This window comes from Piezobacter thermophilus (assembly GCF_055386745.1).
This window is the reverse complement of the sequence record NZ_AP042380.1, coordinates 1,581,935-1,594,858: the sequence shown is the minus strand read 5'-3', so window position 1 is coordinate 1,594,858 and position 12,924 is coordinate 1,581,935. Positions and strand designations below refer to the sequence as shown.

Below are 12,924 nucleotides of genomic sequence, written 5' to 3'. Positions count from 1 at the left end.
CCGATGCCCACAAGTTCCGGCGAAAGAGCCAAGCGCCAGCGCGGGCGCCCGCGCGCCTTTCACGACCGCGGCGAATCGAAGACCATCCAGTCGCTGGACCGGGCGCTGACCATTCTCTCGCAACTGGCCACGCATGATGGCGCGTCGCTGACCGAGCTGTCCGAACGCGCCGGGCAGTCGCCGACCACCACCTACCGGGTGTTGTCCACCTTTCAGGCGCACGAGATCGTCGAATTCGATGAGGGAGAGCAGCTTTGGTATGTGGGCGCGGGTGCCTTTCGCGTCGGCAGCGTGTTCCTGAACCGCACCAACATCCTGCAGGTGGCCCGCCCGATCATGCAGCGGCTCATGCGGCTGACCGGCGAGACCGCCAATCTGGGGATCGAGCGCGACGGCCAGGTGATGTTCGTCAGTCAGGCCGAAACGCCCAAGACGATCCGGGCGTTCTTTGCCCCCGGCACGCTCAGCCCCATGCATGCCTCGGGGATTGGCAAGGCGCTTCTGGCGCAGTTCTCCGAGGAAAAGCTGGACCGCATCCTTTCCCGGCGCGGCCTGCCGCGGCTGAGCAGCCGCACCATCACCGACCCGCAGGCCATGCGCGAAGAGCTGACCCGCATTCGCGAGCTGGGCTATGCGGTAGATGACGAGGAAAACACGCCGGGCATGCGCTGCGTGGCTTCGGCGGTGCTCAATGCCTGGGGCGAGCCTGTGGCGGGGCTGTCGGTGTCGGGGCCAAGCTTCCGCCTCGGCCAGGACCGGATCGCCCAGATCGGCCAGCAGGTCCGCGCCCTGGCCGGCGAAGCCACCCGCGCCCTCGGCGGCACCCCGGTCTGAGCCGGCAACCCCGATCTGCCGCTCCCGGTCGCGGTACGATGTGGATGCAATCGAAGGTAGAAATCCCGGCTTTCGAAGGGTCGCAGGAAGGGGGCGGGGGACGGAAGAATCGCACCCGCGGGCCGAGTCGATCCGATTCCCACTCAAGCGATTCCCGGCGGCCGCAACGTGCGAGTCCGGCGCGCCAGGTGCGTTATATTGTCGCAGGTATTTCCTGAAATCTGCCCGGTTTGGTGGTGCCGGGAAGCTTCTGGCGACCGGGTCGGAACCGGGGTTTCCCGCTGCTGGGCGGGTGCGTGTTACGAGGCCGTAACCGGCCGATGTTACGAAATCGAAACATCGGCCGCGACCCTCGCGCCATGAAAATTCCCGACGCCGGACCGGCAGGGGATGGGGTCCGGCGTTGCGCGTTACGAATTCGTAACGCCGGCTGCGCGCGCTTGTCCACAGGCAAGAACGGGCCGGTGGAGCCGGAAAAACCACTGAAAATCAGGCATTAACAATTCGGAATGCGAGGCCGCCCCGGCCGCTTCCGATTTTGCCCGCGGCCCGGATCGTGTCACAGTTCCGGTGGGGCGACGATGGCGGATGCCGTTGTCGGAAACCCCGCCAGAGGTCTTTGCGGACAGCGGGAGGGTATCAGATGACCAGTATAGGCCTGCAGGCCGATCCTTCGTTCGGCGTTCCCGGCAGAAAGCGCTGGGCCATGGTTGTGGATCTCAGGCGGTGCATCGGATGCATGGCCTGCGTCGCCGCCTGCAAGGCGGAGTTCGACGTGCCGCTGGGGGTGTGGCGAACCACGGTCAGGGTCAGGAACACCGGAACCTATCCCAACACGCGCCGGAACTTCATGCCCCGGCTGTGCAACCATTGCGATAATCCGCCCTGCGTGAGGAACTGCCCGACCGCGGCCACCTACAAGCATGACGAAGGTTATGTGCTGCAACGCTATGACCGTTGCATCGGCTGCCGTGCCTGCATCGCGGCCTGCCCCTACAATGCGCGTTTCATGCTGCCCAGAAGCCGGACCCGCGTCGGCATCAACAACGTCGTGGACAAGTGCACCTTCTGCGAACACCGGGTCAGCCAGGGGCTGGTCCCCGCCTGCGTTCAGACCTGCCTCGGCCGGTCGCGCATCTTCGGCGACGTCAACGACCCCGACAGCGAGGTGGCGAAAATCGTTGCCACGCAGAAGACGGTGACGCTCAAGCCCGGAAAGGGCACGCGTCCGCAGGTCTACTACATCAAGCCCGACCGCAAGAGCGTCGAACAGGACTACCACGCTCCGGTTTCGGCCGCCGCGCGGCGCGACGCCGAGGCGTTCTATCGCCACCACAACGGCAGCCGCTTCTTCAGCGCCAGCCTGTGATGGGGGGAGGGAAAAATGTTTGAATACATGCCAATGAACGTTGCCCCGTGGGGGATCGAAATCGTCATCTACTTCTTCCTGATCGGCCTGGCCGCGATGACCTTCATCCTGGCCGCCGCGCCGGAAACCTTCGGCGCCGCCGGTGCGCCGTTCCGTGATGCGGAGGTTCCGGGCGCGCTGGTCACGCTGGTCATCCTGGCCATCAGCGGGCCGCTGCTGATCGCGGACCTCACGCAGCCGATGCGGTTCCTCAACCCGATCATATACTTTCGGCCGTCCTCGCCGCTCAGCTGGGGCAGCGTGCTGCTGATCCTGTTCGGGCTGTCGGTGCTGGCGTTCCTCTACGGGCGCTTCTATGACAAGCCCGGCATTCGCCGCGCCGCCGCCGTGGTCGGTTCGCTGCTGGCGCTGACCATGCCGATCTATACCGGCATGGACCTGTCCGCCAACCAGGCGCGCGCCCTGTGGGCCACCCCGGCGATCCCGATGCTGTTCGTGGCGCTTTCGCTCACCTCGGGGGCGGCCATGGTGGCGGTGATCCTGGTGGTGCTGGGCCGGCTCGAACCCGATGCAACGCGGGTGATCCGCACGATCCTCGCCTTTTCGCTGGGGGCCACGCTGCTGCTGATCTTCGCGCTGGTCCAGACGATGGTCTACGGCACGGCCGAACTTCAGCAGGCCTGGGAAGCCATCAACGGCGAATTTTCGGTTCAGTTCTGGTGGCTCGGCATCGTTGCGGGCGTCCTGGTTCCGCTGGCGATCGTCCTCGTTCCGATCTTCGCCCCCGAGGCCGCGATCGGGCGGAACCCGCAGATCGTCGCCCTGGCCGGGATCCTCGGTGCGCTTGGCGCCTACATGCTGCGCGGCGTGATCATCTACGCCGGCCAGCTGCCGCAACTCTACTACTGACACGCGACCGGCACAGTCCGGAGAGGAGCTGACAAGATGGGTATTCAAGAAAAGTTCAAGACGGACCGTCGCGGTTTCCTGAGGCTGGGCGCGTCCGCATCCGCGGCCGGAGCCGTCCTGGCCAGCCGCCGCCTGTCGGCGATGGAACAGGAGCTTGGCGGCGCCGACTATTCCGCGGTCACCGGAGAAAAGCGCAAGGCGGTCCCCTATACCTGCCTGGCCTGCAACATCGAGGATGGCGGCGTGGCCATGATCGAGAACGGCCGCATCGTCAAGCTGGAGGGCAATCTCGACCACCCCAACACGCGCGGCAAGCTGTGCGCCAAGGGCAATTCCGGTTTTCAGCACGTCTATGACCCGGACCGGATCATGACCCCGCTGCTGCGGACCGGAAAGCGCGGCGAAGGCAAGTGGAAGCGCATTTCCTACGACGAGGCGACCAGCCTGCTGGCCGAAAAGCTGCGCAAGGTGGTCGAGCGCGCCGAGGCCGAGGGAGACCACGAGATCCTCAACGAGATCGTCTTCAAATGGGGCCGCAACCGGACCGGCGGCGCGGTCAAGCGCTTCATGCACGCGCTGGGCTCCAACGCGATGGTGAACCACACCAATATCTGCGAATCCTCCAAGAAGGTGGGGCTTGAGCCGTCCTGGGGGCCGGATATCGAATCCTGCGACTGGGCGAACACGAAATACATCCTCAATTTCGGCTCCAACATCCTGGAGGCGGCTTATTTCATGAACCCCAACGCCCAGCGCCTGGTGGACGGGGTGGTCGGCAGCCGGGCCAAGATCGTCACCTTCGATCCGCGGCTGTCGAACTCGGCCGGTTACAGCCACGAATGGTACGCGCCCTATCCGGGTACGGATGCGGCGATCGTGCTGGCGATGGCCAACGTCATCATGAACGAAGGCCTTTATGACGCCGATTTCGTGCGCGACTGGACGAATGTCACCGCCGAGCAGCTGATCGCGCATCTCGAACCCTACACGCCGGAATTCGCCGAAAAGGAATCGGGGATCTCGGCCAGGGACATCCGCCGCATCGCCCGCGAGTTCGCCACCACCAAGCCGGCGACGACGTTTTCCTACCGGGGGCCGGTCAAGCACCTGTGGGGCGCCTATCAGGAGGCGGCGATCCACATGCTCAACGTGATTACCGGCAATGTCGAAAAGAAGGGCGGCTACTGCCTGCCGCGCGGCATGGGCTGGCCGCAGCCCGATCCGGTGCCGCCCAAGCCCCCGGCTCCGAGCGCGATCGCCAAGCCGCCGCTCTATCCGCTGGCCTCGCACGCGGTCTCGACGCATGCGCCCTACATGGTGATGCGCGGCGAGGCCAAGGTATCGGTGTGGATGAGCTATTACGACAACCCCGCCTATACCTATCCCTCCAGCCATGTGTGGGAGGCGTTCCTGAAGGACGAAAGCCTGGTGCCGTTCTTCGTCTCGTTCAGCTGCTTCATGTCGGAAACCACCGAGCTGGCCGACCTGATCATCCCGGACGTTACCTATCTGGAACGGCACGATCCCGAATCGATGCCGAGCGGGCTCTATCCCTGCCTGAGCATCCGCCAGCCGGTGATCGAACCGCTGGGCGGCACGCAGGAGTTCCGCAAGACGCTGATCGACGTCATCCAGAAGGTCGATCCCGACGGCGGGCTGGGCATCCGGCAGTATTTCCAGTTCGATTCGGTCGAGGACTGGATGAAGCAGCACTTCGACAACATCCCCGGCCTCAAGGAAGAAGGCGGGTACGAATATCTCAAGAAGAAGGGCGTCTGGCCGATCTACGGCAAGGTGGACAGGAACACTGCGAAGCTTGTTGACGAGAACGGCAACGAGATCGAGCCGGAATACGCCCTCTACACCACGGAAATCCCGGCCGAGGAAATGCTGGGGGCCGAGATCCGGGAGGATGGCTCCATCGTCAAGGATGGCGAGGTGATCGGCGTCCGGATCAACGAGCGCAACCACGTCGGTTTCGGAACGCCCTCGCGCCGGATCGAGCTCTACAAGGAAGAGTGGCGCAAATACGGCTTCAACCCGCTTCCGGTGTACAAGCGCCTGCCGTCGCGCGACAAGGATCCGGGAGAGTTGGTGCTGACCACCTACAAGGTCAACGTCCACACCCAGAGCCGCACCGCGTCGCTGAAATACCTGGCCGAGATGTACCACAAGAACCCGGCCTGGATGAACCCGAAGCGGGCGGCCGAGCTGGGGATCGGCGACGGCGACCTGGTGCGCATCACCTCGCCGCTGGGCTACATGGTCACGCGGGCCCATCTGACCGAGGGCATCCATCCCGAGGTGGTGGCGATCTCGACCGCCTGCGGGCACGCGGCCTATGGCCGGCTGGCCACGCTCAGCCATCGGGATCCGGCCGCCGACTGGGCGCTCGGGAATGACCCGGACATCACCGACAATGTCTGGTGGGATGACCGCGGCGTTCATCCGAACCCGATCATCCGGCTTTCGGTCGATCCGATCGGCGGCTCGCAAGGCTGGTTCGACACGGTGGTGAAGGTCACCCCGGCCCAGGCCGGCGACAAGTACGGCGATACCGTCGTCAGCGTCGAACAGTCGATGAAGGATTACGACGAGACGCTGCGCTATGCCTATACCGGCGACCTGCACCGCGCCAACCACCCGGAGGTGGACGTGGATTGGGAAAACCTGCCCGAGCCGAAACTGACCGGCCACTGAGACGGTTCCGTCCCGGCGGGCTGCTTCGCCGGGACGCCTTCCCCGAGGACAGAGGAGACAGAACATGCAGGCCGATTCCCATGTCACCCCTGACGGATCGGGCGAAACCGCACCCGCCGGCATCGCCGATCTGCGGGCGCGCACGGGGCTCTATTCGTTGCTCGGGCGTTGCCTCGAGGCCGAGGCGGACGTCGAACTTCTGCACCTGTTCCGCGGGTCGCTGAGGGGCATCGTGGAGGAAATGGAGCTCGATCTCGGGGCCGATGTCATGGACGGGCCCGAGGACGAGGTGCTCGAGCGGCTGGCCGAGGAATTTACCGGCCTCTTCGTCGCGCCCGGGGCAGTCCTGCCGTACCGGTCGGTGTTCGAGACCGGCCGGCTGTTCCAGCCTCAGGCCGATCTGGCCACGAATGCCTATCGCGAGGCGGGGTTCGAATTCCGCACCCTTCACAGCGGCGAGTTTGCCGATCACGTGGCGGTCATGCTTGCTTTCGTCGCGCGCCTGCTGGAGCGGCAGGCCGGCGCGCTTGCCGAGGGCGACGGGGCCGCGGCAGATGCGTGGGAGGCCCGCCGCGTCCGTTTCCTGCGCTTTCAGGTCGGCCCCTGGGCCATCGGCTGGGCGCGCCGGGCGCGCAGTTGCGCGCAGCATCCGTTCTACGCGGCGATCCTCGACCTGACCGAGCAGGTGATCTGGACCGATCTCTGCCAGTGCTGCGACGAGAAGACGCTCAGGCGGCTGGTCAAGGCCAACCGCAGGCCGCTGGTACGGCCCAGGGCCGATCCCGAATTCCGCAAGGCCTCGGGGCTGTAGGAGGGATGGCCATGGATCGTCCAGCCTCAATTCTGATCGTCGAGGGGTCCGGGCGCGGTTTCCTGAGCCATTACAGCCACGCGCTGGCGCTGGGCCTGCACGAGGCGGGGCACCGGGTCCGTCTCGTCACCGCGCCCTGCGACGAGCTGTCCGACTGGGCGGTTCCCTTCGAGCGCCGCGCCACCTTGCGGCCCGGGCTTGCGGGTTGGCGCGAGCTGCTGAACCAGACGCGCCGGTTCGGGCCGCAAATCGTGCATTTTCAGTGGTTGTCCGATCCGGTCGGCGCCTCGCTTTACGTCCGCTGGGCACGGCGGCGCGGGGCCGCAGTTCTCTACACGCCGCACAATCTGCTGCCGCACCGGGGAAGGTGGATGACGATGCCGCTGTTTCGCCGGCTCTACCGCGTGTTCGACCGCGTGATCGTGCGCGACGAGGCCATGCGCTGGGCGGCCAGCGAGATGCTCGACGTCGATCCGGACCGCATGTCCATGGCCACCGGAAGCCCCAACATCATCGCCCATCCCTCGGCGCCGGCGACGATGCCACCCGAGGCCCCCGCGCGCCGTCCGGGCGAGATCCGGGCGCTGCATTTCGGGCATGGCTGCCACCGCAAGGGGCTCGAGCCGATGCTGCGCGCGCTGGCGCGAACTGACTGCCCGGAAAACCTGCACCTGCTGCTGGCCGGAAGCGGCGTCGTTCGCGGCATTGCTCCGGCCATCCTGAGGGCCGCCCGGCGGAAGGTTCGGGTCAGCGTCATCGACCGCTATCTGGAGCCAAGCGAGGTCGCCAGCCTGTTCGGCGCCGCGGATCTGATCACCATGCCCTATGCCAAGCTGTGCCGCAGCCCGATCCTTGATCTGGCCGCGGCCTTTCGCCGACCGGTTCTCAGGACCGGCCGGGTGGAGGCGACCCGCTTCGATGAGGGCCGCCACGGCATGACGATCCGGCATGGCGATTTCACCGCCTTCGCCGAGGCCCTGGCCGGGCTTGCCCGCGCGCCCGAGCGGTTGCGGGCGATGAAGCGGGCGCTGCGCGAAGGCCCGGATTTCGCCTCGGAAATGGCGGCTCTGGCGGCGCGGCATACCGGGATCTATGCCGACACGATGGCCAAGGCTCGGGCCCGGACGGGCGATCCGTCCGGGCGCGCGGTTCCGGTCATGGCAGGGGAGTGAGCCGTCATGCGCACCGTCATCGTCATGGCTCATGGTTCACGGCACAAGCGGCTGGCGATGCTGCTGCGAAAACATGCCGGGATATTCGGGGAATACCGGTTGCTGTCCACGGCCGAGACCGGCGCCTGTCTGGAGGCCGAAACCGGGTTCGAGGTGGCGCATCTGTTCCCGGCTGCGAAAGGCGGGGACATCCAGCTTTGCGGGCTGGTCTGCACCAACTCGGTCGCCGCGGTCATCTTCCTGAACGATCCGCATTGCACCGATCCGGCCGAACCCCGGATCGGGCAGTTCATCCGCGCTTGCGATCTCAACAACGTGCCGCTGGCAACGAATGTGGTGACCGCCCACGCGCTGGCCCTCTGGCTGGGCAGGAAGCTGGACAGCGAACGGCGCCTCGAGGAACCGCCGCCGGCCAGCGGCCATGATGGCGAGAGGGTCGTGCAATGATGGCCGGGCAGATCGGCATCGGGCGTGGCGGCATTGCCGGCGGCACCGGCGCCGCAGCGATTTCGGTCAGCGAAGGGCACTGCATCAACCTGCGCGGGCGGCAGGAGGCCTGCGACCTGTGCCCGCGGGCCTGCCCGGCCCGGGCGATCTCGCTGACGCTGGACGAGGTGAGCGTCGATCCCGCGCTTTGCGTGGGGTGCGGGGCCTGCGTTCCCGCCTGTCCTGCCGGGGCGCTGGTCCGCGACGGTTTCGACCCGGGGGATTTCGTCGCCGCCCTGGCCGGCGATCCGGTGGTGCGGATCGGCTGCGTGCAGGCGGCCGCGGCCGAGGGCATGTATTCGATTCCCTGCCTGCGGATGCTGGATGCGCGCATCCTCGCAGCATTGCTGGCCGAGGGCGTCCGGCGAATCGAGCTTGCCGGAACCGGAAGCTGCGCCGACTGCCCCAGCGGCGGCGCGCGGCGCGATCTCGCCGCGGCAAGGCGCAGGCTGAAGACATGGCTCGGCGAGAACGGCCCTGAGGTCGTGCTCGTGGACGGCGTCGGCCCCGACGGCGGGGCGGGCGATGCTCCGGCCCGTGCCGCCGAACGCCGCCGCCTGCTGAAAGGGGTGTTTTCCTCCCTGCTCGACGGGGAACCGGCGGCGGTTGGGGACGGGGCCGGGGCGCTGCCCGGCTTCGATGCGCTGATCGAAGACGCCGACGATGCGTTGCAGGAGGCGCGGGCCCGCCCCGTGCCCTGTCAGCAGGTGCTGGCCTCTCGCCGCCGGGCGCTTCCGTTCCGCGAAGGCGGGCCGGTCGGTGCGACCGGCAGGGTGATTGCCGAAAGCTGCACCGGCTGCCTCGTGTGCGCCGACCTGTGCCCCACCGGCGCCCTGCGGGGCGAGACGGGCGCCGGGCGCACCCTTGTCAGTTTCGATCCGGAGCCATGCACCAACTGCACGCTGTGCCTCAAGGTCTGCCCCGTCGGCGCGATTTCAGGCCATGCGCTGCGCGGCGTCGAAGCGGCCCTGGCGGGACGGCAGGTGCTGTTCGTGCGCCGAGACAGGATCTGTTCGATCTGCGGCAACGTCTTCGGGGAGGAGAGCGGCATGGAACAGGCGATCTGTCCGCCCTGCCGCAACGAATGCGAAATGGACGATGAATGGCGGGAGATGCTGAGTGGCTGACAGGCGGTTGGCGGCCGGGATCGTGGTGGCCGCCGTTGTTGCCGGAGGGGGATGGATGATCTGGCAGAGGGTGCGCCCGCCGAGGATCCCGGAAGAGCTGTTCCGCCGGCGCTGCACGCGGTGCCACGATCTGCCGGACCTGTCCCGGTTCGCACGGCACCAGATCGAAGGCATCGTCCGCACCATGCGCGAACACAACGGCGCCGATGAGGTCATCACCGAGGAGGAGGCCGCCGTGATCGTGAAATACCTGGAGGGGAAGGCGAGATGAGAGAATCGGAGCCGCGGACACCGGAAGAACTGGAGAGGGTCGTGCTGAACGCGCTGGCGGCGATCACCGTGGGCGAGAGTGGCCCCGATCTGCTTTCGGCCGGGCATGTCACGGCGGTGGCGGCGACCGGCGGGGCGGTGCGCATCCTCATCGATCCCGAGCGGGTCGATGACGAGGCGGGCGACGCGCTGGCGCGGGTTCTGCACCAGGTCGTCGGCGGCCTGCCGGGGGTCGAGCGCGTCGTCGTCAAGCCGCGCCCGCGCCCGATCGAGCCGGTGCTGGAGCGCGCGCCGGGCGCCGTCCTGGCGGTTCACAGCGGCAAGGGCGGCGTGGGCAAGTCCACGATCGCGGTGAACCTCGCGGTGGCACTGGCGGCGGGCAGGGCGGGGCGGCGGTTGCGCGTGGGGCTGCTCGATGCCGATGTCTACGGCCCCTCGGCGCCGCATCTGCTGGGGGTTTCGGCACGGGCGGAAAGCACCGCGGATGGCACCCGGATCAGCCCGGTGACGGCCCATGGGCTGAAGGTCATGTCGCTGGGCTTCATGATGCCCGAGGGCAAGGCGCTGGCCTGGCGCGGCAGCCTCGTGGATGAAGGTCTGCCGCAGCTGATCGCCGACGTGGACTGGGGCGCGCTGGACGTGCTGGTGGTCGATCTGCCGCCGGGCACCTCGGACGTGCACCTTGCGCTGGCCCGGGCGGTGCCGATCGCCGGGGTCCTGGCGGTGACGGCGCCGGGGCAGATCTCGACCGATGACGTGCGCCGCGGGCTGGAGATGTTCGCCGATATCGCCGTGCCCTGCCTCGGCATCGTCGAGAACATGAGCACCGTGGTCTGCGACTCCTGCGGAGCCGAGACGGCGCTTTTCGGCGCCGGGGGCGGGGTGCGGCTCGAGGCGGAAACCGGGCTGGCGCTGCTCGCGCGGATACCGTTTCTGCGCGACGTGCTGGTGGCATCGGAAAGCGGAACGCCGGTGGTCCTGTCCCATCCAGATCACCCCTTTTCCGCCCGGATCGCCGAGCTGGCGGGCGAGGTGGCGGAAAGACTTGCCCCGGAAGCAGATTCGGTGGCTGAACGGGAAGGAGGCCGGACATGGCATGTTCACTGAGCGTGGATGAGCTGGCGCTCGCGCCCCGGCCGGTGCCGGGCGTGCGGGATATCGTGCTGGTCGCCAGCGGCAAGGGCGGGGTCGGCAAATCGACCGTCGCGGTCAATCTTGCCGCGGCGCTGGCGGCGGAGGGCAGGCGGGTCGGCATTGTCGATCTCGACCTGAGCGGTCCCTCGGTGGCGCGCCTGACGGGAACCGGTGCCGCCCCCGAAACCGGGGCCGACGGCCTTGCCGTTCCATGCCGAAGGCACGGGCTGCATGTCATCTCGATCGCCGACATGGTTCCGCCCGAACAGGCCATCGCGTGGAAGGGGCCGCTTGTTGCCCAGGCGGTGGAGCAGCTTTTCCGCGACGTGGCCTGGCCCGACCTTGATCTTCTGGTCGTCGATCTGCCGCCGGGCACGGGCGACGTGCTGCTGACCGTCATGGAGCAGATCCCCGTCGCCGGTGCGATCGTGGTCACGACGCCCGAGCGCATGGCCACCATCGATGCCGACCGCGCGATTTCGCTGTTCCATGAACATGACATTCCGGTCTTCGGGCTGGTGACCAACATGGCCGAGCTCATTTGCCCCTGCTGCGGAGAAAGGCTGCCTCTCTTCGATTCCGGGGCGCAGGCGAATGTGGCGGGGCGCCGGCATGTCGCCGATCTCGGCGCGATCCCGGCCGACCCGGCGGCAGCGGGCTGCGTCGCATCGGGCGTTCCGATGGTGGCGGCCGCGCCGGATGGCCCGGTCGGGCGGGCCTTTGCCGCGCTGGCCGGCGCCGTGGTCGCGGCAGTGACACGCGAACACGAAGGAACGCGTCGCCGCGCGGCCGAGAAACATTCGATCCGGGCATTGCTGGAGGATGACTGAACCGATGGAGGACAGGGTGGAAAAGCGGTCAGGATACCATGTGGAGGCGGCGCGGCCCGAACCCGTGGCCGGCGCCGATGCGGTGATCGTGGCGGTCGGGGCAGGTGGTCTGCCCGAGGACATCCCGCCCGAGCGGGCGGGCGCCTTCGTCTGGCGCGTCGGGGCCGGCGGGACGGCGCCGCCCGGCGCGCATGTCTGCGTGGCAGAGGGCTTGCGGCAGGCGGTCGAGATTGCCGAGGATGCCGATGGTCTGTGGGTGGTTCCACGCGTGTGCGTGCGCCGCGCTTCGCGGCAGTACCGCTTCGATCCCGCGCAGGACGATGGCAGCGGTTTCAGGACCTACCATCTCAACCCCGCGACCTTTGCCGCCTGGGAGGTGCGGGAAGACGGGGCGCCGGTGCCCTTGGCCGAGTGGCTCAGGCGCGCGGCCGGGCTGGGATTCGACGAGATCTGGCTGCACGATGAAACCGCCGAACAGGCGGGTGGGGGCTATGGCTGCGATCTGATCGACCGCGCCCACCGGATCCTGCCCGAGGCGCGGTTCTGGGTCTCCGGGGGCGGCCGCACTGCCGGGCACGTGCGGACCGTCGCCGCAAGGCCGGGCGTGAAAGCGGTGGTGATGGGCGTGGATCTTCTGCGCGAGGTACTGAAGGGTTCGCCCTCTGCCGGGCCGGGCGAACATGCCGACCCCGGGGCGCAGCTGCGCGCATGACGAGGCCGCTGGCGGTTCTCGTCCTGATCCTGGGCCGGGGGTTGCCGGGTCTTGCCGGCGCGGGCCAGCTGCTGCCCGACCTGCCGGTGATGACGATCGAGACCTATGCGCGGGTTCACCACGTTGAAAACGTCCTCACCGTCGAATTGCGTTCGGACGTGGCCATCGGTGCGGCGATGTTCGAACGACCCCTGCGCCCGGCGGCAATCGACCGGGTGCCCGAGCGGTGCGAGGCCGTGCTGGTGATGGATGAAACCACCGCCCGCGACGAGGCCGCCCGCACGGCAGAGCGCCTTGCCGGGGCCGGGTGCAGGCTGTTCCGGTTGCGGGGGCGGGCCGAAGACTGGATCGCCGCCGGCATTGCCGCCCCGGCCGAACCGCGCCGCCGGATCCGGCCCGGCGACGTGCCGTTCGTCATTCCGCGCGGGTTGTGCGAAAGCAACCCGCCCGCTCAGGTGTTCGATTAGATGACTCCGACGGGCAGATTTTTCCTCTTCGCCCCGTGTGCTATCGTGAACCGCGCGTGCCGGTTCCGGCGATGCTCCGAGCCTTGCGGAATCGCCCGCCCGG

13 protein-coding genes are annotated in these 12,924 nt (G+C 67.9%); all 13 read left to right on the top strand.

From position 1 onward, the window contains the following. Positions 1-3: 3 nt before the first annotated feature. The 13 genes from bhcR to ACZ5CM_RS07710 all read left to right on the top strand — a co-directional run bounded on the left by bhcR (position 4) and on the right by ACZ5CM_RS07710 (position 12,821). A complete protein-coding gene (bhcR, locus tag ACZ5CM_RS07770) occupies positions 4-834 on the top strand; it encodes an HTH-type transcriptional regulator BhcR (protein WP_464642374.1) in 831 nt (276 codons plus the stop codon). Positions 835-1,477: 643 nt separating this feature from the next. Further along, positions 1,478-2,203 (top strand): 4Fe-4S dicluster domain-containing protein, encoded by a 726-nt coding sequence (locus ACZ5CM_RS07765; protein ID WP_464642372.1) that lies wholly within the window; start codon positions 1,478-1,480, stop codon positions 2,201-2,203. Positions 2,204-2,236: 33 nt separating this feature from the next. Further along, complete coding sequence (nrfD, locus tag ACZ5CM_RS07760; RefSeq protein ID WP_464642370.1) at positions 2,237-3,112, top strand: NrfD/PsrC family molybdoenzyme membrane anchor subunit; 876 nt, start codon at positions 2,237-2,239, stop codon at positions 3,110-3,112. 36 nt (positions 3,113-3,148) lie between these two features. Beyond that, positions 3,149-5,812: a molybdopterin-dependent oxidoreductase gene (locus ACZ5CM_RS07755; RefSeq protein WP_464642369.1), complete on the top strand. Its 2,664-nt coding sequence runs from the start codon at positions 3,149-3,151 to the stop codon at positions 5,810-5,812. 64 nt (positions 5,813-5,876) lie between these two features. After that, positions 5,877-6,623, top strand: a complete 747-nt coding sequence (locus ACZ5CM_RS07750) for a TorD/DmsD family molecular chaperone (protein ID WP_464642367.1) — start codon at positions 5,877-5,879, stop codon at positions 6,621-6,623. Between the two features lie 11 nt (positions 6,624-6,634). Next, the gene (locus ACZ5CM_RS07745; protein WP_464642365.1) at positions 6,635-7,795 is read left to right on the top strand and encodes a glycosyltransferase family 4 protein; all 1,161 of its coding nucleotides are present in this window, start codon (positions 6,635-6,637) and stop codon (positions 7,793-7,795) included. Positions 7,796-7,801: 6 nt separating this feature from the next. Beyond that, positions 7,802-8,242, top strand: coding sequence for a hypothetical protein (locus tag ACZ5CM_RS07740; RefSeq protein ID WP_464642363.1), 441 nt, complete (start codon positions 7,802-7,804; stop codon positions 8,240-8,242). After that, complete coding sequence (locus ACZ5CM_RS07735; RefSeq protein ID WP_464642361.1) at positions 8,239-9,408, top strand: 4Fe-4S binding protein; 1,170 nt, start codon at positions 8,239-8,241, stop codon at positions 9,406-9,408. Before ACZ5CM_RS07740 ends, ACZ5CM_RS07735 begins: the two co-directional genes overlap by 4 nt. Next, entirely contained in the window at positions 9,401-9,679 is a 279-nt protein-coding gene (locus ACZ5CM_RS07730) for a hypothetical protein (RefSeq protein WP_464642360.1), read from the top strand. Before ACZ5CM_RS07735 ends, ACZ5CM_RS07730 begins: the two co-directional genes overlap by 8 nt. Next, positions 9,676-10,785, top strand: a complete 1,110-nt coding sequence (locus ACZ5CM_RS07725; RefSeq protein ID WP_464642358.1) for a P-loop NTPase — start codon at positions 9,676-9,678, stop codon at positions 10,783-10,785. Before ACZ5CM_RS07730 ends, ACZ5CM_RS07725 begins: the two co-directional genes overlap by 4 nt. After that, positions 10,770-11,642: a P-loop NTPase gene (locus ACZ5CM_RS07720; protein WP_464642356.1), complete on the top strand. Its 873-nt coding sequence runs from the start codon at positions 10,770-10,772 to the stop codon at positions 11,640-11,642. Before ACZ5CM_RS07725 ends, ACZ5CM_RS07720 begins: the two co-directional genes overlap by 16 nt. Beyond that, positions 11,635-12,354 (top strand): hypothetical protein, encoded by a 720-nt coding sequence (locus ACZ5CM_RS07715; RefSeq protein ID WP_464642354.1) that lies wholly within the window; start codon positions 11,635-11,637, stop codon positions 12,352-12,354. The genes ACZ5CM_RS07720 and ACZ5CM_RS07715 overlap by 8 nt, the downstream gene beginning before the upstream one ends. Continuing rightward, entirely contained in the window at positions 12,351-12,821 is a 471-nt protein-coding gene (locus ACZ5CM_RS07710; protein WP_464642352.1) for a hypothetical protein, read from the top strand. Before ACZ5CM_RS07715 ends, ACZ5CM_RS07710 begins: the two co-directional genes overlap by 4 nt. Positions 12,822-12,924 lie beyond the last annotated feature (103 nt).